The organism is Pedobacter sp. CFBP9032 (genome assembly GCF_034045265.1).
Taxonomy (GTDB): domain Bacteria; phylum Bacteroidota; class Bacteroidia; order Sphingobacteriales; family Sphingobacteriaceae; genus Pedobacter.
Map to the genome: position 1 here is coordinate 416815 of NZ_JAXCWE010000003.1, position 24735 is coordinate 441549.

General features: G+C 38.3%; 26 protein-coding genes and 1 other RNA gene. 16 read left to right on the forward strand and 11 right to left on the reverse strand.

Going from position 1 to position 24735, the window contains the following annotated elements; translation table 11 throughout:
- Positions 1-44: 44 nt before the first annotated feature.
- The 8 genes from SOM16_RS08360 (at position 45) to SOM16_RS08395 (ending at position 6656) form a co-directional block, all read left to right on the forward strand.
- Positions 45-815 (forward strand): MbnP family protein, encoded by a 771-nt coding sequence (locus SOM16_RS08360; RefSeq protein WP_320463543.1) that lies wholly within the window; start codon positions 45-47, stop codon positions 813-815.
- Positions 815-1852, forward strand: coding sequence for a cytochrome-c peroxidase (locus tag SOM16_RS08365; RefSeq protein ID WP_320463544.1), 1038 nt, complete (start codon positions 815-817; stop codon positions 1850-1852). The genes SOM16_RS08360 and SOM16_RS08365 overlap by 1 nt, the downstream gene beginning before the upstream one ends.
- Positions 1842-2792 (forward strand): hypothetical protein, encoded by a 951-nt coding sequence (locus SOM16_RS08370; RefSeq protein WP_320463545.1) that lies wholly within the window; start codon positions 1842-1844, stop codon positions 2790-2792. The genes SOM16_RS08365 and SOM16_RS08370 overlap by 11 nt, the downstream gene beginning before the upstream one ends.
- A 10-nt stretch (positions 2793-2802) precedes the next feature.
- Complete coding sequence (locus SOM16_RS08375; protein ID WP_320463546.1) at positions 2803-3258, forward strand: hypothetical protein; 456 nt, start codon at positions 2803-2805, stop codon at positions 3256-3258.
- A 142-nt stretch (positions 3259-3400) separates the two neighbouring features.
- On the forward strand, positions 3401-4051 hold the full coding sequence (locus SOM16_RS08380; protein ID WP_320463547.1) for an SCO family protein: 651 nt from the start codon (positions 3401-3403) through the stop codon (positions 4049-4051).
- Between the two features lie 89 nt (positions 4052-4140).
- Entirely contained in the window at positions 4141-4563 is a 423-nt protein-coding gene (locus SOM16_RS08385) for a cytochrome c (RefSeq protein ID WP_320463548.1), read from the forward strand.
- A gap of 45 nt (positions 4564-4608) precedes the next feature.
- An RNA gene (gene rnpB / locus SOM16_RS08390) (RNase P RNA component class A) lies at positions 4609-4996 on the forward strand.
- Between the two features lie 250 nt (positions 4997-5246).
- A complete protein-coding gene (locus SOM16_RS08395; protein ID WP_320463549.1) occupies positions 5247-6656 on the forward strand; it encodes a sigma-54 dependent transcriptional regulator in 1410 nt (469 codons plus the stop codon).
- A gap of 149 nt (positions 6657-6805) precedes the next feature.
- Here SOM16_RS08395 and SOM16_RS08400 read toward each other — a convergent pair whose 3' ends face one another.
- The 6 genes from SOM16_RS08400 to SOM16_RS08425 all read right to left on the reverse strand — a co-directional run bounded on the left by SOM16_RS08400 (position 6806) and on the right by SOM16_RS08425 (position 13658).
- Positions 6806-8596: a chloride channel protein gene (locus SOM16_RS08400; RefSeq protein WP_320463550.1), complete on the reverse strand. Its 1791-nt coding sequence runs from the start codon at positions 8594-8596 to the stop codon at positions 6806-6808.
- Between the two features lie 37 nt (positions 8597-8633).
- Positions 8634-9356 (reverse strand): RNA pseudouridine synthase, encoded by a 723-nt coding sequence (locus SOM16_RS08405; RefSeq protein ID WP_320463551.1) that lies wholly within the window; start codon positions 9354-9356, stop codon positions 8634-8636.
- A 415-nt stretch (positions 9357-9771) separates the two neighbouring features.
- On the reverse strand, positions 9772-10461 hold the full coding sequence (locus tag SOM16_RS08410) for a response regulator transcription factor (protein WP_056870373.1): 690 nt from the start codon (positions 10459-10461) through the stop codon (positions 9772-9774).
- Between the two features lie 103 nt (positions 10462-10564).
- Positions 10565-11677 (reverse strand): TlpA disulfide reductase family protein, encoded by a 1113-nt coding sequence (locus tag SOM16_RS08415; protein WP_320463552.1) that lies wholly within the window; start codon positions 11675-11677, stop codon positions 10565-10567.
- The gene (gene gatB, locus SOM16_RS08420) at positions 11677-13134 is read right to left on the reverse strand and encodes an Asp-tRNA(Asn)/Glu-tRNA(Gln) amidotransferase subunit GatB (RefSeq protein ID WP_320463553.1); all 1458 of its coding nucleotides are present in this window, start codon (positions 13132-13134) and stop codon (positions 11677-11679) included. The genes SOM16_RS08415 and gatB overlap by 1 nt, the downstream gene beginning before the upstream one ends.
- Before the next feature lie 218 nt (positions 13135-13352).
- Positions 13353-13658 (reverse strand): hypothetical protein, encoded by a 306-nt coding sequence (locus tag SOM16_RS08425; protein WP_320463554.1) that lies wholly within the window; start codon positions 13656-13658, stop codon positions 13353-13355.
- 294 nt (positions 13659-13952) lie between these two features.
- Here SOM16_RS08425 and SOM16_RS08430 point away from each other — a divergent pair, with 294 nt between their 5' ends.
- The 4 genes from SOM16_RS08430 (at position 13953) to SOM16_RS08445 (ending at position 16824) form a co-directional block, all read left to right on the forward strand.
- Positions 13953-14309, forward strand: coding sequence for a response regulator (locus SOM16_RS08430; RefSeq protein WP_320463555.1), 357 nt, complete (start codon positions 13953-13955; stop codon positions 14307-14309).
- Positions 14310-14341: 32 nt separating this feature from the next.
- Positions 14342-14629, forward strand: a complete 288-nt coding sequence (locus SOM16_RS08435) for a hypothetical protein (RefSeq protein WP_320463556.1) — start codon at positions 14342-14344, stop codon at positions 14627-14629.
- A gap of 168 nt (positions 14630-14797) precedes the next feature.
- Entirely contained in the window at positions 14798-16003 is a 1206-nt protein-coding gene (locus SOM16_RS08440; protein ID WP_320463557.1) for a glycosyltransferase, read from the forward strand.
- A gap of 8 nt (positions 16004-16011) precedes the next feature.
- Positions 16012-16824, forward strand: coding sequence for a galactosyltransferase-related protein (locus tag SOM16_RS08445; protein ID WP_320463558.1), 813 nt, complete (start codon positions 16012-16014; stop codon positions 16822-16824).
- On the opposite strand, the gene SOM16_RS08450 is transcribed toward SOM16_RS08445, so the two are convergent.
- The 5 genes from SOM16_RS08450 to SOM16_RS08470 all read right to left on the reverse strand — a co-directional run bounded on the left by SOM16_RS08450 (position 16825) and on the right by SOM16_RS08470 (position 22658).
- Positions 16825-17880 carry a glycosyltransferase gene (locus tag SOM16_RS08450; protein ID WP_320463559.1) on the reverse strand — a complete coding sequence of 352 codons (1056 nt, stop codon included), beginning with the start codon at positions 17878-17880 and terminating at the stop codon, positions 16825-16827.
- Positions 17880-19208: a bifunctional PIG-L family deacetylase/class I SAM-dependent methyltransferase gene (locus SOM16_RS08455; RefSeq protein ID WP_320463560.1), complete on the reverse strand. Its 1329-nt coding sequence runs from the start codon at positions 19206-19208 to the stop codon at positions 17880-17882. Before SOM16_RS08455 ends, SOM16_RS08450 begins: the two co-directional genes overlap by 1 nt.
- Positions 19195-20346, reverse strand: a complete 1152-nt coding sequence (locus SOM16_RS08460; RefSeq protein WP_320463561.1) for an acyl-CoA dehydrogenase family protein — start codon at positions 20344-20346, stop codon at positions 19195-19197. The genes SOM16_RS08455 and SOM16_RS08460 overlap by 14 nt, the downstream gene beginning before the upstream one ends.
- Positions 20343-21437 (reverse strand): glycosyltransferase, encoded by a 1095-nt coding sequence (locus tag SOM16_RS08465; RefSeq protein ID WP_320463562.1) that lies wholly within the window; start codon positions 21435-21437, stop codon positions 20343-20345. The genes SOM16_RS08460 and SOM16_RS08465 overlap by 4 nt, the downstream gene beginning before the upstream one ends.
- A gap of 321 nt (positions 21438-21758) precedes the next feature.
- A complete protein-coding gene (locus SOM16_RS08470; RefSeq protein WP_320463563.1) occupies positions 21759-22658 on the reverse strand; it encodes an SDR family oxidoreductase in 900 nt (299 codons plus the stop codon).
- A gap of 220 nt (positions 22659-22878) precedes the next feature.
- Between SOM16_RS08470 and SOM16_RS08475 the strand changes: the two genes are divergently transcribed.
- From SOM16_RS08475 to SOM16_RS08490, 4 genes are all read left to right on the forward strand, one after another.
- Complete coding sequence (locus SOM16_RS08475; RefSeq protein ID WP_320463564.1) at positions 22879-23088, forward strand: hypothetical protein; 210 nt, start codon at positions 22879-22881, stop codon at positions 23086-23088.
- Between the two features lie 113 nt (positions 23089-23201).
- Positions 23202-23654, forward strand: a complete 453-nt coding sequence (locus SOM16_RS08480) for a PA2169 family four-helix-bundle protein (RefSeq protein ID WP_320463565.1) — start codon at positions 23202-23204, stop codon at positions 23652-23654.
- A 142-nt stretch (positions 23655-23796) separates the two neighbouring features.
- Positions 23797-24057: a hypothetical protein gene (locus tag SOM16_RS08485; RefSeq protein WP_320463566.1), complete on the forward strand. Its 261-nt coding sequence runs from the start codon at positions 23797-23799 to the stop codon at positions 24055-24057.
- On the forward strand, positions 24058-24558 hold the full coding sequence (locus SOM16_RS08490) for a 2'-5' RNA ligase family protein (RefSeq protein ID WP_320463567.1): 501 nt from the start codon (positions 24058-24060) through the stop codon (positions 24556-24558).
- Positions 24559-24735 lie beyond the last annotated feature (177 nt).

Below are 24735 nucleotides of genomic sequence, written 5' to 3' on the forward strand. Positions count from 1 at the left end.
AACGTCATTAATTTCTTATTTTTTACTTACTAATTTTCATTAGCATGAAATTATTACCATACTTATTGGCATTGTTATGCCCTATTATACTGCTGTCATCCTGTAAAAAAAATGAAGAGGAAATCGCAACCGATACAAAATCAAGCTTCACGCTGGAATTCGAACACCAAGTAAATGGAGCAGCACTGAATTTAAATACGACCACCTATAAAAATGCAAAGGGTGAAGATTTTAAAATCAATGTATTTAAATATTACGTGAGCAATGTTAAATTAAGCAAAACCGATGGAACAACTTATCTAGTTCCAGAGAGTTATTTCTTAATCGATGAATCTAAACCATCGTCTAAACTAATCACGGTCAACAATGTACCAACAGGCGATTACACCAAGATTGAATATACCATTGGTGTAGACTATGCCCGCAATTTCGCAGGTGCCCAAACTGGAGCATTAGATCCCGTGAACGGTATGTTCTGGACCTGGAATAGCGGTTACATTTTTGTGAAGCTGGAAGGAACTTCGCCACAATCCAAAGCGCAGAACAATGCTTTAACCTTCCACATTGGAGGCGTTTTAGATCCTAACAATACAATCAGAACATATGTTACAGAGATAAATAGTGCAAATCCATTGCGAATCAGGACAGATTCAAAGCCAGATATGCATTTTATCGTAAATGCCGCTTCCTTATTTACCGGAACAACGGACGTGAGTTTCACTACCTTAAACTTTACGATGGGTGGAGCAAATTCTGTTATTGTAGCTGACAATTATGCAAAAGGTATGTTCCGTTTAGATCACATTCATAATTAATGGCAAGGAAAATAGTCGTCTTCGCAGTGCTTATATTGAGCATTGCGTTGATGTATGCCTGCAGTAAAAATGAGGATGAAAATAAGCCAGAACAAAAACCGGTAATATTTTCTATCCCCGCAAATTTCCCTGCCCCTGCATACAATTTTGAGCAAAACAAATTAAGCAACGCTGGCTTCGCTTTGGGTAAAAAATTATTTTATGATGCCAGGTTATCAGCAGATAAAAGTGTGTCTTGTGGCAGTTGCCATCAGCAATTTGCCGCCTTTGCAAACCTGGATCATAAAGTGAGTCATGGCGTAAACAATTGCCAGGGAAAACGCAATGCTCCGCCTCTTTTCAATCTGGCCTGGCAAAAGGCATTCTTTTGGGATGGTGGGGTGAAAAATATCGAAACATCACCATTAAATGCCATTACGGATGCATGCGAAATGGGCACGGATATGGAAGCAATAATTACCTTGCTGAACAATACGCCACCTTATCCAGAATTATTTAAACAGGCTTTTGGTACTACAGCAATTAATTCTCAGTCGATCATGAAGTCGTTTACGCAGTTTATGGCGGTGCTGGTTTCAGGAAACGCCAAATATGATCAGGTAATGCGTAAGGAAGCAGGCGTTTCATTTACTGCTGAGGAACAATCAGGCTATATACTTTTTAAAGAAAAGTGTACTTCATGCCATGCCGAACCATTTTTTACAGATTTTTCTTATCGCAGCAATGGTCTCGATTTAGTTAGCTCAGATGAAGGTCGTTCGCATATTACGGGCGTACGAACTGACCTTGGAACATTTAGAATCCCGAGTTTAAGAAACATCGAATACACTGGCCCTTATATGCATGATGGTCGTTTTTACAGCCTGGACGAGGTTTTGGAACACTATAGCTCCGGTATAGTGGCCAGTGAAAATCTGGATCCAATGCTAAAAAACGGCATACCATTAAGTAGTCAGGAAAAAATACAAATTAAAGCATTCTTAAAAACCTTAACCGATAATGAATTTATCAAAAATAAAATATATAGTGAATCGTAAGTTAGTCTTCATTGCATTTTTAGTCATCAGTAGTAACGTTTTCGGTTGCGACATTTGTGGTTGTTTTATGGGGATCACGCCTTATTACAATCGAAACAGTATCAGTGTATTATATCGTTATAGATCTTTTAATGGATACGATGGCCAAGCGCATTCATTATTCCCCAATGGCGGAAAATTCTTTATTCCGGCTAGAAGTCAGGATGCTCCAATTACAGGGCATGCAGGAAATGAAGCAGATTATGAATTATACCGATCGATGGAAATACGTGGTAAATATTTTGTCAACAGCAGATTGGAAATAAATGCTATACTTCCTTACGTATATAATAGTGAGCGATATAATGGTTATACCTCTACAATTGGTGGTATGGGCGATGCTAATTTCTATGCTGGGTATCATTTGGTTCAAAAACTCGACGAGAACTTTAAACAACAACTTATTGCTGGTGCCGGAATCAAATTGCCTACTGGTAAAAACGATTTTAAAAATACGGCTGGCATCCGTTATTCTTCTTTAATGCAGGGTGGCACCGGCAGCACCGATGGTTTTGTTTACCTGAATTATATGGTTGGGTTAGGAAACTTCGGTGCCAGTTTAAATACATCCTACAAGGTAAATGGTAAAAACAGCAGGCAGGAAAGTATCGCGAACAGTACCACGAGTTTCCTTAATATATTCTATAAGCAAAGAATTGGGAAAGATGTGCAAGTGATGCCTTCCGCACAATTCTTCTATGAATATTCTGGTGGAGAAAAGTACAACGGTGTTAAAACCGGCGAGCACGTGATGAATAATTTAATGGGCGGTGTCGGGGCCGATATTTTTTATAAGAATGTGGCCCTGAATGCGGGAATACAAAAAAACATCTGGGAAGCGGAAACCGACCACCCCATGAGTGCAGGTAAAGTTTATGTCGGAATTACTTACAATTTTTAATAAAATTAATATGAAAAATAAAATAACACTAGGATTTTGCTTAATCGGTATTCTTTTAAGCGCTTGCAAAACAGAACCAGATGCTAAAGCAGTAAAAGAAGAAGTGCTTAATATCCACGATAAACTGATGATTGATGGCGGAAAAGTGATGACAAATAAAATGAAGTTAGATTCAGTTTTGAAGTCTGGCAAAATGAAATCTCCTCAGGATTCCGTGAAGATTGCTGATCTGATTGAAAATTTAAATCAAGCTGATGAACGTATGATGGATTGGATGCATGGTTTCAAAGATGATTTTAAAGGTAAAACTGAATTAGAAGATTTAAACTATTATAAATCTGAAATGGTAAAAATCAGGAAGGTGGAAGACGATTATATAAAGGTTACCAAAGCATCAGATTCAGCGCTAAAAGAATATCATGTGGTACCGGCTACAAAAATGAATATGGAACATCATAAACATTAAAAATTCTCCCGCGGATTGAACAGCCCTTCGCGGAACTTTAAAATAACTGCGTTTATCTTTTAATCTTCGGGAGGCATTAAAAACAAAAATTAATTCCCTCCTGCACAACAGAGGTCGTATATTTACACTTTAATAAAAAATCATGAATAAAATTATTTCTTCGATGGCAATTTGCCTGCTATCTATTGCCATACTTTCATCTTGTAAACAAGATAAAAAACTTCCGTTTTATGGGGAGCGCCATGCAGAAACCGTTAGAGATGCAGCCGGCGTAGATAAGATAGATACGGTTTATCAAACCATTCCGGATTGGTCTTTTTTAAACCAGGATAGCCTGATAACAACTAATAAAGCTACAGATGGCAAAGTTTATGTGGCAGATTTCTTTTTTACATCTTGTTCTACCATTTGCCCAACGATGCACCGAAACCTAATGAAAGTTTACAACGATTTTAAAACCAATCCTGAAGTCATGTTTGTATCCCATACTATAGATTTTAAATACGACAAACCTTCGGTTTTAAAAAAATATGCACAAAAGTTAGGCGTTGATGGCAATAAATGGCAATTCCTTTATGGCAGTAAAGACAGCGTCTATACTTTAGCAGAGAAGAATTATTTAGTAGCTGTTGGTGAAGATAGTACTGCAAAAGACGGTTATATTCACCAAGGTTATCTTATTCTTATTGATAAAGACAGACGTATCCGGGGTGCCTATGATGGTACCAAAGAAGATCAGGTCGAACAATTGAAAAAGGATATTCCTGTTTTATTGGCAGAATATAAAAATTAGAATATTTTGCCACGGAAATACAGATTAACACGGAAGTAAAATAATATTTTTTGTTTTCGGTCTTTCTGTGGCAAATTAACAAAACACTCATGCGCAGATACATTACCCGTTCTATCTTTCTATTTGCTATCATAGCGATAATTATTTCCTGCCAAAATCAGGAGACTATAGATTTACAAAATTACTTATCGAATGGCAAGGACATTTACAAAACCAAATGTCAGAATTGTCATGGCGAAAATGGAGAAGGTTTGGGAAAACTTGCTCCTCCTTTAACTGATTCGGTTTTCCTGGCTACTAATAAAGCTCGTTTGGCCTGCATCATTAAGAACGGAACAGCTGAGAAATTAATAATCAATGGCAAAGAATATCAAGAAAAGATGCCTGCGTTTCCGGAGTTAGCTGATATTGATGTTGCACAGGTGATGGTGTACATTACTAATTCATTTGGGAATCACCAGGGTTTTGTGCCCTATAGTAAAGTTTCTGTCCAACTACAGCAATGTAAATAATCTTTTTTTGAGGGCATTTCAATTTAAAAAGGCATCTTTGCGCAAAATGCAGGTTGTTCTATCGCTGTTTCGATTAATCGGAAGAGAGGAAAGTCCGGGCAACGCAGGGCATCCCGCTTTCTAACGGAAAGGGATTGAGGAATGAAAACCTGAATCACGGATTAGTGCAACAGAAAATATACCGCCCCTTTTTCGCTTGCGGCTTTGGGGTAAGGGTGAAAACGTGCGGTAAGCGCGCACGAGCATTGCAGGCGACTGTAGTGGATTGTAAACCCCGGGAGTTGAAAGACCAAATAGGCTAACGCATGTAGGGCTGCCCGTCCGATGTTAGTGGGTAGGTCGTTAGAGATAAATGGCAACATTTATACTGGATTAATGATAGAAGTTCTGAGTAATCAGAAAACAGAACCCGGCTTATAGACCTGCATTTTTTTTATTTCTTGAATTGATAGTTTATTTTCATTCTACCCTTTTTATCATTAGATCAATACAAACGAGGTGTTTTCTCTCAAAAATTACCCTGTTCTTTAAGGCTTTTATCAATCTCTTGAAAAGGCATCAGGATATTGTAAAATACATAAAACATTTTGTAAGATTTACCGTTTATAGCCATAATTGTTGTAGGAAAAAGTATACATTAATTTAAAAATAATATCTTCGCATTTAACTATAATAAACACTAAATGGCCAAACTATTAATTATTGATGATGAGCGGGCAATAAGAAGCACTTTACGCGAAATCCTGGAGTATGAAAATTACGATGTTGAAGATATAGATAACGGTATCGACGGCCTTGAAATGATCAAAAGGACCAATTTCGATCTGGTGCTCTGCGACATCAAAATGAATAAGATGGACGGTATGGAAGTGCTGGAACAGGCACAATTGTTAAGGCCTGATTTACCTTTCATTATGATTTCAGGTCATGGAACGGTTGAAACTGCCATTGAGGCCAGTAAAAAAGGAGCTTTTGATTTTATTTCAAAACCACCTGATTTAAATCGCTTATTAATTACGGTTCGTAATGGTTTAGACCGTGGCAACCTGGTTACCGAAACAAAAGTTTTAAAGCGCAAAGCCAGCAAAACCCGAGAAATTTTAGGTAAATCTGATAGCATTTCGAAAATTAAAGAAACCATCGAGCGCGTGGCCCCTACTGAAGCCCGGGTATTGATTACCGGAGCCAATGGAAGTGGTAAAGAACTGGTTGCAAGATGGTTACACGAAAAATCTAATCGTGCAGATAGTCCGCTAATTGAAGTGAATTGTGCGGCAATTCCTTCAGAACTAATTGAAAGTGAATTGTTCGGACATGAAAAAGGTTCATTTACCTCGGCAGTAAAACAGCGCATTGGTAAATTTGAATTGGCAAATGGCGGAACTTTATTTTTAGATGAGATTGGTGATATGAGCCTTTCTGCCCAGGCGAAAGTGCTTCGTGCTTTACAAGAACATAAAATTTCACGCGTTGGTGGTGAAAAGGAAATAGAAGTAAACGTTCGGGTATTGGCTGCAACAAACAAAGACTTATTAAAAGAAATTGAAGATGGCAACTTCCGAATGGATTTATACCACCGTTTGAATGTAATTAATATTCATGTTCCACATTTAACTGAGCGTACAGATGATATTCCAGTAATTGCGCAAAACTTTCTGGAAAGCATTTGCAGTGATTATGGAATGCCAGTTAAAAAGATAAACGATGGTGGAATGGCAGCGTTACAAGCTTTACCATGGACTGGTAACGTAAGGGAATTACACAATATGATTGAGCGTTTAATCATTTTAAGTGATAAAGTAATAACAGAAAATGATGTCCGTGCTTTTGCTAACCCTGGTGGTGGTACAAATATCGGCGCTGCAACCAGCACGCAAATTGCAGGTGCAATTGGTAGCTCCGGCATGTCATCATCTTTCGATAGCTTTAACAACTTCCAGGATTATAAAGATCATGCAGAAAAGGAGTTTATCAAATTTAAACTTGAAAAAAATAACTGGAACGTATCAAAAACTGCTGATGAAATTGATATCCAAAGAAGTCATTTATACAGTAAAATTGAGAAGTTTGGATTAAAAAGAGATACCCAATAGCGCACTGAGGAAAAATCAGTAGTATTAAAGAATTAAAAAGTTGGAATGGAAAGGTTTACCTAATTCATTCCAACTTTTTTTTGCTAAAGATTATTTCTAAATCTGTTTAAATGCCACGAAGTCAAAAGCCGTATTTAGGATAATGGCGTTTAACTCATATAATCATTCTGCCGCATTAGCAGTGCCCTATATTTGTTGAAAATCGCAGTTTTGGAAACGAACCCTTTGTACACATTGTTTTCATTAACAACAGGCAAGAGCCATGCATTTTCTTGTTCCATTTTGTGTAAGACGGTTTTCAGGTCATCACTTTCCAATACGGTAGCCGGTGCATTTTGGATCAGGCTCGTGCTTGATAAATTGGCTTTATCAGGATTGTTAACCATTTCATTGAATAGTTCTTCTATGTAAATAATCCCTTTAAAATCACCCAACTCATCGGTAACTGCACAAATGTTCTTATGGGATTGAACGATCTCATTCATTTTTTCGGCAATCAGATCGTTCATATGTAATTGAGGATATGTTTTTTCGATCAAATATTTTAATTTCATCTGATTCAAAACCGTGGTATCTCTATCTTCATGAGATAGTAATTCGCCTTTATCAGCCAAAACCTTTGTATAGATAGAATGTTTTTGCGAGCTGCGATTAATTGCATAAGAAATTGCAGTGGTAATCATCAGCGGAACCATTAATATATAGCCGCCTGTAATTTCTGCAATCAGGAAAATTCCGGTAAGGGGTGCATGCATAATTGAGCCAAGCGCTGCTGCCATTCCGGCTACGATGAAGTTAGATACATTTAAATGTGCTAAACCTGAAAGATTAACAACGTATGCAAAAACAAAACCAATCAGTCCGCCCATAATCAAACTTGGTGCGAACGTACCACCGTTACCTCCAGCACCTAAAGTGATGAGTGTCGCCAGCGATTTCATAAAAATGGTAACCACTGTAAATAAAATAACTAAAGGTGCAATGGTATTATAGTCTTCAAAAATACTATTGTTAATAACAGCCAGGTAATTCCCCCTTAACAAGTTCTTCATGGTAATATAACCTTCCCCGTAAAGTGTTGGGAAGAGAAAAACCAACAGACCAAGCATTAAGCCGCCAACAACCACTTTAGTATAGGGATGTTTAATTTTGTAAAACAATCCTTTTACTGCATAATTTGCTTTAGTAAAATAAATAGAAAATAGACCGATCAGACCAGCAAGCAATACATAATAAAATAAGGCATCAATACGCCAGCCTTCTGTAACCAGAAAAAACAGCTGCTGAGTATAGAAGATTCTGGCAACGACGGCTGCAGTGGCTGCAGATAATAATAGCGGAATAAAAGCTGGAATGGTAAACTCTGGCAAGAGAATTTCAACGGCAAAAACAATTCCTGCAATTGGGCTATTAAACGCACCCGCTATCCCTGCGGCAGCTCCACAGGCAACCAGCATGGTAATTTCGCGATAGGATAAACCAAGAAAACGACCCAAATTAGATCCTATTGCCGAACCACTGGTAACAATTGGCGCTTCCAAACCTGTTGAACCTCCAAAGCCTACTGTAATGGCAGCGGTAATTACCTGTGAATATATGTTATGTGCTTCTACCCTGCTTGAATTTTTTGAAATTGCATAAAGCAAAGGGGTAAGACCGGTTTCAAATTTACTTTTCCTGATGAAATACTTGATGTATAAAACCGTTAGAAAAATTCCAATCATTGGAAAAATGAAGTATAGATAATATTTGTACTTCCAGTGCCAGTCTGATTGAAGAAATTCTTCAATATGATGCGTTAAACTTTTTATAGCCGCTGCTGCAAGTCCGGCGAGAATACCAACTATTACAGCGAGTATGACCAGGAAATTACGATTTGAGATTTTAGACTTTCTATATCGGTTAATATTGTCCAGGTAACTTACAAATCTGACGTACATATCGTTAGTGTTTCATTTCCATTACTGGAAGTAAGTGTTAGGCATCGAACTTATCTAAGAGCTTAATTAAAGTCGCGAAATCTTTAGGATAAGGTGCGTCAATAATAATATCCTGGTCATCCAGGCCTTTAAAAACCAAATGTCTCGCATGTAAAGCAAAACGTTTCATAATCGGCTGTTCTTCTTCACCTTTAGTAAGTTTGTATCCACGCTTAATTGAGGATAGAAATACTGGTTTGCCCTTATACATATCATCTCCAACAATCGCTGCACGTTGTGTAGCGAGGTGAATCCTAATCTGGTGCATTCTTCCGGTAATCGGTTTACATTCTACAAGAGTATAATGCTTATAATATTTTAAAGAATCAAAAATCGTTTCTGCCCTTTTGCCTTCGGCACGATCTATTGTTACATTTTTATTTCCATCATTTAAAATGGGCAAATCCACCAATAGCTGATCAAATATTACATGTCCATCTACCACAGCATGATAGGTTTTATTCACCTTTCTGCGTTCGAACTGCATAGATGCATGGCGGTAAGCCTCCGGATTTTTTGCAATGATTAAAGCGCCGGAAGTTTCCTTATCCAAACGATGACATACCTGTGCATCATCACTATATTGTTTGGCTAAACGCAAAACATTTGTTTCGCCAGATCCTCCTCTTTCATCAAGTGAGGCTAAAAAAGGTGGTTTATTGATGACAATAAAATCGTTGTCTTCGAAAATAATAAGGTCTTTAAAATTTGGGTACTTCAACTGCGGTAATATTAATGTGCGGCAAAAATACGGATTTATTTTTATTGGTTTAGAAATTAACCATAGATAATAAGGATAAACCCAAATAAAGGGCCTTAACTATTCAATACATGCTTAGAGGACGAAGCAATCTTAATGCGCATATTACCCGTAAATCAACTTAAGAAGTTCTATTGGCCCGTGGGGAGGAAGAACTTCGTAAGTTTAAAAATGTAGTTTTCATGCTATTCAAAACAACCTGGCGAAAATAAGCGCTAATTTTATCGGTAATATTTGACGGCAGCTCGTGTTTGATATGGTATAAGCCGCAATGAGCTCGCCAGGAAACGAAGCAATTAGGGAACAAATAAAATCAAAAAGCCGCAGGACCTCTGATTAATCAGCGAATCTGCGGCTTAAATATGTACGGGACTTTCTATGAAAGCTCAAACTTATAACCAACGCCTTTAACTGTTGATACGTAAGTTTCACCTAATTTTTCTCTAAGTTTACGAATATGAACATCAATTGTTCTATTGGTCACCACTACAGAATCTTCCCAGATATTTTTAAGAATCGATTCCCGGGTATAAACCTTACCGGGCTTTGATGCTAACAAGTACAATAATTCAAATTCTTTCTTTGCCAATACCACCTTGTTACCGCCCTGAAAAACTAGATAAGCTTCTCTATCGATCACTAAATCACCTATCTCTAACTTATTTTCTGATACCTCTTCGGTACCTGAATTACGTCTTAAAATTGCATTGATGCGACTCACTAAAGCGCGGGGCTTAATTGGTTTTGCAATATAATCATCAGCGCCAACATTAAAACCAGCGATCTCTGAATACTCCTCGCTCCTTGCAGTTAAAAACACCATAAAAGTATTTTTAAATTCCGGAATTGCTCTCATTAACCTGCAAGCCTCAATTCCATCCATTTTGGGCATCATGATATCCAAAATAATCAAATCAGGATGAACCTTTTTTGCTACTGTAATTCCTTCCTGACCATTAGAAGCCGTGAAAACCTGATAGCCTTCTTTCTTCAAATTGTATTCGATCAGTTCCAGAATGTCTGGCTCATCATCAACAATTAATATTTTCTGACCTGCGTTATTCATAGTTAAATATTTGTTACGAAAGTAGTGTCTCTGATGCAACTATCCGTTAACCCTAAGTTAAGAAATTGTTAACGACTAAAATTAGTTTAACATTGAATTTGTTTTATCGTAACGTCTTGCCTAAAAACGCATCCAGTTCGTCGCCACGAAGGTTTTTTGCAGCAATTTTTCCGGCAGGATCAATTAAGTAAGAAGTTGGAATTGCCTGAACCTGGTATTTCTTAACCGTTTCCCCATTAAAATCTTTCAATTCAGAAACGTGAGTCCACATTAAACCATCTGCTTTCACAGCGCCTAACCACGCTGCCTTATCCGTATCTAAAGAAATTCCTAGAATATCGAAATTTTTAGCTTTGTATTTATTATAGACTTTAACCACGTTTGGGTTCTCCTGGCGACAAGGCTGACACCATGAAGCCCAAAAATCTACCAATACATATTTACCTTTATAATCAGATAAACTTACAGGCTTTCCATCTGCAGTGTTGATGGTAAATTCTGGAGCCACCTGCCCTACCTGAACGGTTTTTAAGGAAGCCATTTGTTTAATAAAAGCATCAACCGTTGTGTTTCCTTTGATTTCATCTTTAATTTCGTCAGCAAAAGCAACCAGTTCAGCTTCAAATTCTTGTGGACTTAAAGTATTCATCGCATAAAAACTTGCTAAAGTACCTTTGTTTTCTTTTGCGAATTTTAAAATGGAAGTATTTAACTGATTAATATAAGATTCATATTGAGGCTTCATCTCCTCTAAAATAGTGGCTCTGTTTTGCGGCTGCGTAGCCACCTTAGCTTCGAAATCGGCTTGTAATTTCTCTACCTGTTTAGCGAAATTGTTTCTTAGTGTATTTAGTTCTGATAGTTTTTCAACCTCATTGGCGCCAGAAATTTTATAGGCCATTGTTTTATCTGCTAAATCTGCTTCCAGCTTGATGTCATCTCCGTTTTTGGCGATCAGCATAAATTCATGGTTCCCTACAGAAACCCTAAAGAAATCTACAGATGGCGTTTTCCTTATAAATTTAAATTCTCCTTTTTCTGATAAATTAGTAGAATCTATGGCAACCATCTGGCTGTTTTGCATCCCAAAAAGGAATACCTTTTTCTCTGCCCCCGGATTTTTGAACGTTCCATCAATGTTAAAACTGTCTTTCGGTTTACATGCGGTGAAAGCGATTGCGATCAACACAATCAGGCTTAGATTTTTTAATCTCATTATTTAAGTTTTTCTAATATCAATTCATTTAATTTTTTAGCGTCCGCCTTACCTTTGGCTAATTTCATCACCTCGCCAACAAATAAACCTAAAACGCCCTTTTTACCTTTTTTAAAGGCTTCCACCTGCTGTGGATATTTATTTAATACATCATCTATAAAGCCGCCCAATTCATCACTATTTTCAGTAATAAGCAAATTTAATGATTTGGCCAATTCTTCCACATCCGATTTTTCATCCGCTTCTACTGCAGGCAATAATTGCTGGATGGCAATCTGCTGTGTTAATTTCTTATGATCTACTAAATTAATTGTAGCAGCCAACTGTTCAGGTGTAACCTTATAATCAGCAATTGCAATGTTCCTGTCGCTTAAAACTGCTCTGATCGGGCCAATTAACCAATTAATCAATGTCTTTTGGGTATTAACCAGTGGTAGCGCCTGATTAAAATATTGAAGTAAGTTCAAATCTTCTGCAAATAAGGCTGCATCTGCTTTGCTAATTTCAAACGCTGCAACCATTTGCTTAGAAATCTCATCCGGTAATGCCGGCATGGCCGATGTAATCTCCGCTAGCCAATCATCAGAAATATAAATAGGTTGCAAATCGGGATCAGAAAAATAACGATAATCGTTTGCCTCTTCCTTTGTGCGCATTGGTGATGTAGTGCCTTTATCAGCGTCGAAATTCAGCGTACTTTGAATAATTTTACCACCATTGCTAACCACTTCAACCTGGCGGCCAAATTCAAATTCCATTGCTCTGCGTACATTGCGCATGGAATTCAGATTTTTCACTTCGCAACGGGTTCCAAATTCAGTGGTTCCATTTTCGCGGATAGAAATATTGGCATCGCAACGCAAACTGCCTTCTTCCATATTTCCATCGCTCACATTTAAATGACGAACTAGTTTCCTGATTTCAGTTAACAAGGCCGAAGCTTCTTCCGCACTACGGATATCTGGTTCTGTAACAATCTCGATTAAAGGTACTCCAGCCCGATTCAGGTCAACTAAAGAATAATTTTCATCCTGATCGTGAATACTTTTTCCTGCATCTTCTTCCAGGTGAATGCGATTAATTCCTATTCTTTTTGTCGACCCATCATGCAGTTCCACATCTAAAAAGCCGTTGATGCAGATGGGTTGATTATCTTGTGTGATTTGATATCCTTTTGGTAAATCAGCGTAGAAATAATTTTTCCTATCAAAGTGATTCATCTGATTGATTGTACAATTAAGCGCTAAACCAATCCGGATAGCCTTTGCAACAACCTCCTTATTTAGTTTTGGCAGTGCACCTGGCAAAGCAAGCGATACAGTAGAAATATTTTGATTTGGTAAAGCCCCGAAAGATGCGCTATCAGCAGAAAAGATTTTGGTATTGGTGTTTAACTGAACATGTATTTCAAGTCCTGAAACAAGCTCGTAGTTGTATTCGGGTTTCACTAAACTCATATAATAATGATGCCTTTAAATGTATTATGCTCGCAAATATAGGTAAAGAATGTTAAAACAAATGACCACATCTTAACTGGTATGTAATGGTGATGTAGATTTCATTTGCAAAAAAAGGCTAACCTATTTATCTACCAAAAAAGGAAGTAATTTTAAGATGTTGATTTTGCTATTAAAGAGGGAGGTTACTTCGTTGATTCAGTATAACGCGCTCCTGCTTACTGATCTATGGTAATTAAATTAGTTCTCCAAAGTATGTAGCCCAAACGACCACAGCATTCTGCCACGAAATATTCTATATCAGCAGGAACATCATTTACAATACGGTAGCGTATTTTGAATTTTGGGTTATAACTGAGGTAAACCACCAGGTCATCCTTTGAAAAACCTTTTCCGGTTAATGCTTTTAAATGCACATCAGCCAGCTCCTTTGCTGCACGTTGCAAACGATCATTCATGATTTTTGCTAAATGTTTTGCAGGAACAAAATCAGTCTCCAAAATTGCCAGCACGGTCACAGTCATCTTGCAAATTTATACGCATTATTCACTTATGCAAATGCATACCGTTAAATTACTGACATACAGGGAAATTATTTTTCTTGAGTAAAATCCACCAATCAATTAAAATTTGGCAGTTTTTGAACCCAGATGATCAATTCAAGGCAACTAATCTGGCTTCAATTAATTCATTATGAATACGTTTGGTAATGCTTTAGATGATCATATTGCCCTGTAAATACCTGAAAGATTGAAAAACAGTATTTTAACACCTGAAAGCCAACTTAATGACGGTAAATTTCATATATTAGCTACGCTGTGAAAAAAATCCTGATCATAGAAGATAATTTATCTAACGCCGAAATGATTTCTTCTGTTTTTACCGAAGAGGGATTCGCTACGAGGGCACTCACAGGCCCGCAGGGTTTAGCGGAAATGCTCGATATTTTTGAGCCAGATTTAATACTCATGGATATTCTACTTGCTGGGGCAGATGGAAGGGAACTTTGCAACGAGCTTCGGGCCAATAAAAAAACGGCGGAAACAAAAATAATATTAATGACTGCAGCCTTGCTTCATCAAATTCCGGATATCCCATGCCAGCACGACGGTATTGTAACTAAACCCTTTGATATTTTTGACCTGCTGAAAAAGGTGAACGAAATGCTCGAATAATTATATTTTGTTCTTTAATAAAACCTTTCTGAATGATAGCCTGTTATGAAGCCATGGAACCATTTAACCTCTTTGTTACCCTTGATGGTGAAAACACTGAACTAACCATTACCGAAGCTGATGGACACTATGAAATTACGCATCAGGGTCATATCATTGCCGCACTAAGACCTCCGGGTGAAGACTGGCAATTACTACCTCTAGATGAACTTATTGAAGAAGTGCCACTATTCGAGAGTGACCTAGATCCTGAAAGCCATAAAATCGCCCTTCATTCCCCAATAATTAATCAGATCGTTGCAGAAATTGAAAGCCGTTAACCTTTTCAATATTTCAAAACACACTTCAAATATCTAAATAAAGTATCTATATAAATAGTATAACACATTGAATTTCAATATGATGTTTTTACTATTTTTTATGGAGTCGAATTATAAAACTTTGTGATAAATAATGGTGTTGTCTTATCAAACATCTATTTAAGCACTATGATTGTACCCTTATTCGACAAAAATAAAATTCTCTTTTCTACCCCTCCAAATCCTTTATTACGCTTATCTGTTATTATTCCCGTGAAAAACGAATCCGAATGTATTCGGGAAACACTTGATGCAATCAGACTACAACGTGATCCGGCAGGCAACGAAATTGATTATAATGTTTTTGAAGTTTTGGTATTAGCAAATAACTGTACGGATCGAACTTTTGAAATTTGCAAGGCTTATCAGGTTGCTTACCCAAAGTTTGCCTTGCACATCGTTCAGATCACTTTAGCAGGTGATGCAGCGCATATTGGAACTGCCAGGAGGTTATTGATGGATAGTGCTTACCAGCGACTAATACAGGTAGCTGGCGATCGTGGGATTATTGTTTCTACAGATGGCGATAGCCAGGCAGATCCTACATGGATTTATCACATTTTAGACGAGATGGAAAATGGAGCAGACGTAGTTGGAGGTAGAATTTTACCTCGGGATACGCCAATCCAATCTAAATTACATCATTTAAGAGATGTCACTTATCGCTTATTTACCAGCAGACTGGAATCCGTATTAGACCCTTGCATAGCTAATCCCTGGCCACGTCATTTTCAATGTTATGGCCCGAGTTTGGCCGTAACCTGTGAAATTTACGATCGGTCTGGTCGGCTTCCAGCCATTCCTTATCTTGAAGATGAGGAGTTTAGAAAAAGGTTAAAGCGCATTGATGCTAAAATCAGGCATTCACCACATGTAAAAATTTATACCTCCTCCAGGTTGACCGGACGCGTAGAATTTGGTTTCTCTGTGCAGCTTAAGCAGTGGCAGGATATGAGCACAAAAGGTGAGCAGCAACTCGTAGAATCTTTAGATACCTTAATCTTTAAGCTGAATGTTAAAAATTCGCTACGAAAGCTTTGGGCCAGCACTTCATTATGCCCGGCATTACAAGCAGAATTAAAATCCGTATCAACCGCACTTGCAATTGATGTTCAAACTTTAAAGACCACCTTGCAGAATAGTCCGTATTTCGAAAGTTTTTGGGAACAGATAGAGGAACATCTTTTGTCTACGGAGCATGCAAAAATTATTATGGAGCCTATTTCGAAAGTAATCAGTTCGGTGAGGCAATATTTTTCTAAATCATTTGCTCAAACAGTTCAGTCACCTTTAATGGTAGGCAAATCAACCGGAATACAAAGTATTGCAGTTTAAACCGGCATATGAGTTCAGTTTTAACTATTGTGGCCGGGCGGGAACTTGCTTTAACTAATTTAATTAAGGGGCTTGCAAAAAGTACGGTGTTGCCAGATGAGTTGGTGATTGTTTTCATGAACGAGCCTGTAAGAGAAATGCCCAAACATACTTTTCCTATCCGTTGTTATAGTCTTAACCAATCTGCACATTTACCGCTTGCAGCAGCACGGAATCTGGCAGCGAAGCAGGCAAAAGGAGATTTTCTGATCTTTCTGGATGTTGACTGTATTCCTTCAGCGACGTTAATTGCAGATTATCAAAGGCATATTTCTGGTGAAACATTGCTGAGTGGACGAGTTAGGTATCTTCGCGCCGGCGCAACAAGTGAGAAAGAGTTTCTATCCAAGATGGAAGACCTGAGTACTCCAGATCCTATTAGGGCAGGCTTGGAAACCATTCCCTATTCACTCTTCTGGTCGCTTAACTTTGCATGTTCAAAATCTACTTACCTCAAAATCAGAGGCTTTGACGAAGGTTATGAAGGTTATGGCGCAGAAGATACAGACTTTGCTTTTTCTGCAGAAAAGCAGGAAGTTGCCCTTCAAAGTGTAGCAGCAAAAGCATATCATCAATACCATGAAAGTTTTTCGCCCCCGCTTAATCACCTGGAAGATATCGTAGGTAATGCAAACCGCTTCTTTCAAAAGTGGAAGAAATGGCCTATGGAAGGTTGGTTAAACTCCTTTGCGCAAATGGGTTTAATTGAATGGGATAAACAAATTATTCATCTTTTAAGAAAACCAACAAAAGCTGAAATCAAGGCTACTTTAAAAAAATAATTATTGGAAAATTCTTTCTCCAACTGCGATAATCGCCAGGGCAGCATCATCTATTGCACTTTTCGAAATCATTCCTTCCCAAGTTGCTTGTTGTGCCTGTAATTCATTCAGCAGCACAGACCAGTTGGTCGTAAAAAAATCTTTAGGGTTAACAATTTTTACGCCAGGAAGAGCAGATATTGCATTAGCCTTATCCAATTGTTCTTCAAAAGGACGAGTTTCAGGGATACCGATAAAACGTTTTTGAAGACTGGCCATTTCCATTACGGTGTTATGCCCGGTATTGCCTATTACCACACTACATAAATCCAATATTGATTTTGGCTCATCTAAATGTCCGCAATATTCAATATTTGGAAATGGGTGATGCTCACCCTTTACCCTGCCAATTACATGAAAATAAAAATCTGAACAAGCATTAGCCAAATGTTCTACAAATTGAGCATCGATAGATGTTCCCCCACTCCCTACAATAATGGCTACATGATGATGCTTTTCAGCCTCGCTATGTCCTTTAGAAAACCTGGAAAAGCCACCTACATATTCGGTCTTATCAATAATCCATTGGGCGGATTTTTGCGAAATAGATTTTGAAAATGGCGCTATTAACAACGCTGCACTTTGATAAGCCATTAAATGAGGTAAATCTTCCCGCAGGCCATGTTGCCTCATTACAATAGTTGGCACGCCTGCAAGCCTGGCAAGTAACGTTACCTCTACCGAAACATCTACGATTAATAAGAGTGGTTGCTTCTTTTGAAAAAAAGCCGTCATCATTGCCACCCGATCGTTTACACCCTTTATATTTAATGGCGCATAGTGTAAAACATCAACCGTATTGCCATTCTGGGCATAGAGATCTTCCTCAGCAGGGATATCCATTGGAAGGTGAATTAACTCGATATTTTCTGGTAACAAATGAGCATAAGGCTGAAGATTACTACCGAGCAGCGTAACCTCGAAACTTGTTAATTTGTTTAAAATTTGTGCTACCCTGGTAAAATGACCAGAACCATGGTGATGTACATAGAAAGCGATGTTGAACCTGGCAGGCATTAGCTTTGTTTTTGATAGACATCCAGACGATAATCATTCGTTCGATTCCCATTTAAATGCGAAAGACCTGCATCTGCAAAGCAATCATGCACCTCATCTCCGGTTAAAGGATAGTCAGCAACAAAATGTGTCCAGTGTACCAGGATCAAAACGCCATCTCTTTCTAGTGAATCTAAAATAAGTGTTCTGGCTTTCAGGAGATCTTCTTTTGAGAGGTAATAGCCCACTTCACTCATCACTATCAGATTAAAATTTTGCTTTGGATAATCTATTGGAATTCCGCCATGGATAAAACTCACTTTTGTATCACCTTCCATTCTAATTCTGGCTTTATCAAGTGCCGTTTCGCTAATATCCATTGAAATTAAGTGGTCGCATTTACGGCTTAACATCTTGGTGAGCACACCAATAGAGCAACCGACTTCAAGTGCTCGTGCGTATTCTCCATCTGGAATAGCCGCTACTGTGGCTTCATACTTTGATTTTTCATATTCGCTTGTTTCGAACGACCACGGATCTGGATTTCCACCATAAAGCGCTTCAAAATATTCTTTCGAAAGGGTTTCGGTTGGATTTGATTTTTTACGCTCCATAAAATATTCTTTATCAATTAAAAAATTGCTGATTACGTCTTCCGTTAAGATAAATCCCTTTGGATCGTCATGGATCAGCCGGGTTGTTTGTGATTGATGCGCATCAATAGCAGCACGTTTATGATTCAGATGCACGGTAATGTCTAAATATTTCAGTTCGCCTTTTTCTAATTGCGGCAAATCACGCTGGATAGCCTTTTCGTATAACCAAATCGGATACTCCCAAATAACGGGTTTATAAGCAGGTACCTTTTTCAAAGCAGCAAAAAGCAATTGGAAAGTTGCCCGGTGATCGCGATGTGGATCAAGCTCATACGGAACCAAGATTAATTGTGGAAGAAATGAAGCGAGATCTTTATTTAACCTTTGAGATAGTTGATCAAATCCCTCCTCTCCTAAGGCAGGCATAGCCGAATCTGCACTTTCATAACAAGAAAGCTTCTCTGCTCCTAACCCTAGAATTTCCATTGCGGTAATCATTTCAGCTTTACGCAAAGCTGCAAGGCTTGCTGCCGGATAAGTAACTGAGTGAGGATGTGACATACTGCCATCGGTAGTGAGAATTATCCGCACATCACAACCATTTTGCACCAATGTTCTTATTAATCCACCACAACCCAGCGATTCATCGTCAGGATGTGGAGCCAGTATCAGGCATTGCTTAATTGGATGGAGAAATTTTTCATCAACACTTATTGCAGAAGCCCTAAAAGCGGCCTTATCAAATGTCATCATCAAAAGTAAAATCGTGTTCTATAAAAAATTCAGCGGCCTTTAGTCGTGTGGCATCTGGCGCTGGCTGACGTAAATAAAATGTGAGATCACGGTAAAGACGTTCCAGTTCAAAGGGTTCCATCAATCCACGGGCACCAACGCAACGGTTGCTTTCGTCCATAATCTTTATACAAATATCTTCAATTACGGTTCTGGTCATATTTGCAAACGCTATCAGTGCCTCATCATGCGAACCTGCTGCTACCCACTTATCGTAATACTTACCTGCACGGTTAAGCCAGAGTTCACCGGTTGTTAACGCACTCATCATATTATAAATACGCATCTGTTGGAAAGGATCCGCTGTTCGTTTTAAATCCTTAAGGTAAGAAAGCGTATGCTCAACAATGGCTTCAGCACCACCCAGATGTACGGCTGCAAAACGAATAGCACCAGCGTTGAAATAAGGTTGGGTAAGATAGGTTCCGGGCCTTGCCAATAAATCCTGTTCGCTAATGGTATAATCACTAAAATCTACTTTATAACTGCCGGATGCTTTCATGCCTAGCGGCCTCCAGCTTTTCCTGTCAATCCGTTCTTGTGGAAGATTTTCCATATTAACGATTAATAATTGCCACCCCTTTTCTCCATTACGGTCGATATCACCAGAAATTAAAGCACGGTTAACGATTTCGGCACCAGAACAGAATGTCTTACTTCCTTTAATGATAAAGTCAGATCCATCAGCAACAAGTGAAATTCCATCAGCTGCCTGCGTATTCCAAACACCAAATAAATGTCCTTCATCCGCTACTTCCTTATACCATCTTCCCCGTTGTTCAGGGGTAGCATATAGATGAATGAGATAGAGTGTGTTAACATGCCCTTCAAAAATCCTTCCTACAGATAGATTTGCTTTTCCAACGGCCTTTAGCAAGCGCAATAGTTGAGGAGTTTTAGGCAAATTAAAATCTAGCGGATGCCCAGGCAAAACAATAGATAAAGCGCCACATTCGTGAAGCCATTTAAATTCTTCTACTGGTCCATTGGGATGATGCTCTGTTACAGCAGCTCTTTCGGCAATCTTTTGTAAAACCAGATTGATCGAAGCTTCGTTGGTTTTCTTAATTGATAAATCTTCTGTAATGCCTGGCATCATATTTTTAAAAAATCTTTATGAGTTTTTCTTTGTGCAACTTCGGATAACATATCTTCATATTTATCCATCATTTTTTCGATGTCAAACCTTCCTCTTGCATAATCACTAACTACTTTTCGATCTAATTTCAGACAGCTTTTTATCGCTTCTGCCAGATCATCTACGTTAGGAAAATCTACTAGAATCCCTGCCTCTTCCGCTACTATTTCTGGTAAGGCACCCATTTTAAAACCAGCTACAGGCGTACCGCAACTCAAAGCTTCTGCGACCACTAAACCGAAAGGCTCCTGCCAGCAAGGGCTTACAATACAAACACTTGCACCACAAATCAAGGCGTTTAATGATTTCTGATCCTGAATTCCCAATAACTCAACATTCTCATCAAGCAATTCAGAAACTTTCTCGTTAAAATACCGCTGATCCGCAATTCCACCGGCTACTTTAAGTGGGATACCTGCAATTTTTGCAGCTTGAATGGCCAGATGCAGACCTTTATCCGGATGAATTCTCCCGAACCAAACCGCATACTGTTGTTTACTAGTTCCTCCGCCAGACTTCCACTGATTGAGGTCAATTCCATTTTCTATTACTTCGCAATTCGAAACAATTTTATCCCAGTTAATGGCGCTTTGATTAGATACGGTAACATACTGGATAACAGGATTTTTTCGCTCTGCTTTAATGGCAAGTTGAAGTTCATAAAATGGCGGCGTATGTAACACTGTCAGCATCGGCGTGCGCAAGGTATTCGCCATGGTAATCGGAATATAATGTAAGCTGTTGTTGAAAATAATATCCAAATTATAATCATCAATTCGGGTCATTAATCCAAAATAGGCATGATGTTCGGCAATGTATTCGGAGGGTAAATCCTTCAATTTAATCCGCATTCCGGTTTTATGATCGTAACCTTCATCAGACAATATTGGATCAACAGGGAGATTTTCATCAGAATTTGAACTTGCAAATAATATCACATCATGCCCACGAGCAACTAATCTTCTGGTAATTTCATACGTAAACACCTCCAAACCACCAGCAAAAGGGGCTATAATCGGGTGTTTTAAGTGAGCGATAATTCCTATCCTCATATCAGTTTTAACATTTTATTTATGGCTTAATATCTTTCAATAAGACACTTTTTTTTGGTGAAAGTTTTAATATTTCTGATCATAACCCATCTGCATCATAAAAAGTCATATTAGAAAAAGGTTAGATCTTATCCCACAGTTTGAAACACTCAGGTACTGAGAAGAAAGCGTAATATATTTCGGTTGGTGGGATATGCGACCAACAGAAAACGTATCAGGATCAAAAAAAAGGTCGTAGCATTTCGCTACGACACTTTAAAGCACCTTGGTTTTCAGACCCGGATGACATTTCGAATTGATCTATATCACCCCTATTTCTCTTTATGGATGTCCGTTTCCTCCTGCTGCGCCGTAAATCTGACCAGTGGCATAACTGGCATCACTATCCGCAAGTTGTACGTAAATTGAGGCCAATTCTGCTGGTTGCCCCGGGCGACCAAGTGGCGTAACCTCACCAAATTTTTCAATCGCATCCTGTGGCTGGCCACCACTTGTTTGTAAAGGTGTCCAAACCGGACCTGGCGCTACACCGTTTACCCTAATCCCTTTTGGACCAAGCTGTTTGGCAAGTGATTTTACGAAGGCAACATTAGCGGCTTTAGTTTGTGCATAATCAAACAGGTTTTCTGAAGGATCATAAGCCTGTACTGAACTCGTGGCAATAATTACGGCGCCTTCAGGCAGAATTGGCAGCGCTGCTTTAGTGATCCAGAATGGTGCGTAAACGTTGGTTTTCATCGTGGTATCAAAATGTTCTGCACTAATATCTAAAAGCGAATCTACAGCTTGTTGATGACCAGCGTTATTAACCAGAATATCTATTCCGCCTAATTTTTCAGCAGCTTCAGCCACTAATTTTTTGCAAAATTCTTCAGTGGTAATGTCTCCGGGGATTCCAAATCCTTTTCTTCCGGCTTCTTCAATAAGTGCGAGTACCTCATCAGCATCTGATTGTTCCTGTGGCAAATAATTAATCACCACATCTGCCCCTTCTCTTGCATAAGCAATAGCCGCCGCCCGGCCGATACCTGAGTCTCCCCCTGTTATCAGCGCTTTGCGGCCCAAAAGCCTGCCTGATCCTTTATAACTTTTCTCTCCATGATCTGGAATGGGATCCATTTTAGAAGCTAAACCAGGCACTTCTTGTGGCTGCTTAACGAATGGTGGTTTTGGATATTTATTTAATGGATTTACTAATGGTTTTGAATTTTGTTCAGACATGTCTCTTAATTTTTTTCAGGCCAATTAATTCCCCAAATCAATACCTGGCCATGTGTATTCATCTGGAAGATATGTAGCAAAGAAGCCTTATATCTATAATTTCAACACTAAAAAATTGTTAATTGTTCAGATAAATTTATAAAACCATAGCAATCAGTGTTCATTCTGATTCAAGAACAATATTTTATAAACCTAATGATATACATTTTGTTCTCCATTTATGGATAATAAGAAAAAACAAGATGGTCATAACGATGCTAGAGTAGATCTGAATGATCCAAATGAAATTTCCTTTGCCGCACAAGAGGCAGGTGTAACTTCTGAAAATTACAAGGAATATGCAAAGGCTGCAGGTACAGATGGCCGGCTAGCCATTGCTAAATACATTAAAGATCATATTGGTATTCAAACTAAACAATTCAGCAATTAAGAATTTCTTTTATCTAAGATTGATCTATTAAATGATTTTAAATTGTCCATCAAAAATTCAAAACAATTTACCATGGCACTCCGTTGTTAAGGTCTACTTACAAATAAAAAAACATGGAAAATAATAACGAGATTATCAGTGACCTTAAAGGTTTAGTTTCAATTGTTAATGATGGAAAAGAAGGCTACGAATCTGCTGCCGAAACTACAGAAAGTCTTGACTTAAAAGCAATTTTCTTAAAATATGCCGCAGAGCGCAAAGCTTATGAATTAGAGCTTAAAGCACATTTGGCTGCTCATGGTGGTGAATCAGATAATAGCGAAGGTGGTATTTTAGGTGCCATTCACAGAACATGGATTGACATTAAAGAAGCTTTGAGCAGTAAAGAAGATGCAGCTATTTTAGGAGCTATTGAGACTGGTGAAAAAGCAGCAATTGAAAAATATGACGCTTTATTACAGGATACGGCCACTCACGCTGACCATTTAGATCTTTTGAACAAGCAAAGAGATGGTATTCAGAACGCATTAACTGAGATTACTTCTTTAAAAAACGCAAAGGCGTAATGTCTGACTACGTTATCCACTTCTAAAGATTATCATATTAAGCCTGTTGACCATTGCAAAAACTGAAACTGTTTAGTAATGTTTAACAGGCTCGATTTTTTCCTCTTAAATTTCGTTTGTTAAGAATTTAAACCTGACTGATATGGAGAAATATACTATTATATATGATGCGGATGGTGCCACTTACGAATTTTTAGTTGGGCAATTTCCCTTCCGGGATGGAGAAACCTGTAAGTATAGCGTATTTTATGATGGTAATGTCATTGCCTCATTTGAACCAGACCGAAATAATGTATTGAATATCTGTAAAAACAATTCTGGTTTTAACGAAGAAATACTTAGTCAACTGGCTGATGAAATAGAATATCGCCATCCAAATGTTATATCCTGTTCTGAAGAATAGATGGATACAAGTACCTATATCCTGACGTTGAGACTTGATGTTGAAAGTCAGGCTTTCTTTAACGAACAGCGCCAGCGTTATTTTCCTCCGGCAATTAATTATTTGGATGCCCACCTCACGCTTTTTCATAAGCTACCTAATGAAGATTATGTCGTTAAAGGCCTTTTGGAAGTAATTCAGAAACCCTTTCAACTCGAGGTAATAAAGCCAATAAATATTGGAAATGGCGTTGCCTATGCTTTGAGTAGCCCAACACTTAATAACTTACATCAGCATCTTTCTAATACATTTAGGGCAGATTTAATTCCTCAGGATCGCCAGGGCTACCGACCGCACATCACCATTCAGAACAAAGTAAACCCCTTGTTAGCAAGAGAACTGCTAGCGAAAATACAGGCAACTTTTAGTCCATTTATGGTTACGGCAGTTGGGTTAGACCTTTGGTACTATCTCGGTGGACCCTGGGAGCATGCCAGAAGTTTTCCTTTTGAACAGCAATAATTAAGTGCTCGTCTTTTTGGATTTAATTTGGTGGTGAAGTATTTTCTAGAGATTTAAAACGAGAAATATTCAAACAGCAGAAGCTGCTGTATAAATCCCATCAATAAGAATCAACTTGCGCAGTTTCAGTGGCCTAATGGCGAAAATACTTCGAAAGTTTTAAGGTACGGTCATCAA

Coding starts and splice junctions, on each gene's coding strand:
- SOM16_RS08360 (WP_320463543.1), top strand. CDS start 45: ATGAAATTATTACCATACTTATTGGCATTGTTATGCCCTATTATACTG.
- SOM16_RS08365 (WP_320463544.1), top strand. CDS start 815: ATGGCAAGGAAAATAGTCGTCTTCGCAGTGCTTATATTGAGCATTGCG.
- SOM16_RS08375 (WP_320463546.1), top strand. CDS start 2,803: ATGAAAAATAAAATAACACTAGGATTTTGCTTAATCGGTATTCTTTTA.
- SOM16_RS08380 (WP_320463547.1), top strand. CDS start 3,401: ATGAATAAAATTATTTCTTCGATGGCAATTTGCCTGCTATCTATTGCC.
- SOM16_RS08385 (WP_320463548.1), top strand. CDS start 4,141: ATGCGCAGATACATTACCCGTTCTATCTTTCTATTTGCTATCATAGCG.
- SOM16_RS08395 (WP_320463549.1), top strand. CDS start 5,247: ATGGCCAAACTATTAATTATTGATGATGAGCGGGCAATAAGAAGCACT.
- SOM16_RS08400 (WP_320463550.1), bottom strand. CDS start 8,596: ATGTACGTCAGATTTGTAAGTTACCTGGACAATATTAACCGATATAGA.
- SOM16_RS08410 (WP_056870373.1), bottom strand. CDS start 10,461: ATGAATAACGCAGGTCAGAAAATATTAATTGTTGATGATGAGCCAGAC.
- SOM16_RS08415 (WP_320463552.1), bottom strand. CDS start 11,677: ATGAGATTAAAAAATCTAAGCCTGATTGTGTTGATCGCAATCGCTTTC.
- gatB (WP_320463553.1), bottom strand. CDS start 13,134: ATGAGTTTAGTGAAACCCGAATACAACTACGAGCTTGTTTCAGGACTT.
- SOM16_RS08425 (WP_320463554.1), bottom strand. CDS start 13,658: ATGACTGTGACCGTGCTGGCAATTTTGGAGACTGATTTTGTTCCTGCA.
- SOM16_RS08435 (WP_320463556.1), top strand. CDS start 14,342: ATGATAGCCTGTTATGAAGCCATGGAACCATTTAACCTCTTTGTTACC.
- SOM16_RS08440 (WP_320463557.1), top strand. CDS start 14,798: ATGATTGTACCCTTATTCGACAAAAATAAAATTCTCTTTTCTACCCCT.
- SOM16_RS08445 (WP_320463558.1), top strand. CDS start 16,012: ATGAGTTCAGTTTTAACTATTGTGGCCGGGCGGGAACTTGCTTTAACT.
- SOM16_RS08450 (WP_320463559.1), bottom strand. CDS start 17,880: ATGCCTGCCAGGTTCAACATCGCTTTCTATGTACATCACCATGGTTCT.
- SOM16_RS08455 (WP_320463560.1), bottom strand. CDS start 19,208: ATGATGACATTTGATAAGGCCGCTTTTAGGGCTTCTGCAATAAGTGTT.
- SOM16_RS08460 (WP_320463561.1), bottom strand. CDS start 20,346: ATGATGCCAGGCATTACAGAAGATTTATCAATTAAGAAAACCAACGAA.
- SOM16_RS08465 (WP_320463562.1), bottom strand. CDS start 21,437: ATGAGGATAGGAATTATCGCTCACTTAAAACACCCGATTATAGCCCCT.
- SOM16_RS08470 (WP_320463563.1), bottom strand. CDS start 22,658: ATGTCTGAACAAAATTCAAAACCATTAGTAAATCCATTAAATAAATAT.
- SOM16_RS08475 (WP_320463564.1), top strand. CDS start 22,879: ATGGATAATAAGAAAAAACAAGATGGTCATAACGATGCTAGAGTAGAT.
- SOM16_RS08480 (WP_320463565.1), top strand. CDS start 23,202: ATGGAAAATAATAACGAGATTATCAGTGACCTTAAAGGTTTAGTTTCA.
- SOM16_RS08485 (WP_320463566.1), top strand. CDS start 23,797: ATGGAGAAATATACTATTATATATGATGCGGATGGTGCCACTTACGAA.
- SOM16_RS08490 (WP_320463567.1), top strand. CDS start 24,058: ATGGATACAAGTACCTATATCCTGACGTTGAGACTTGATGTTGAAAGT.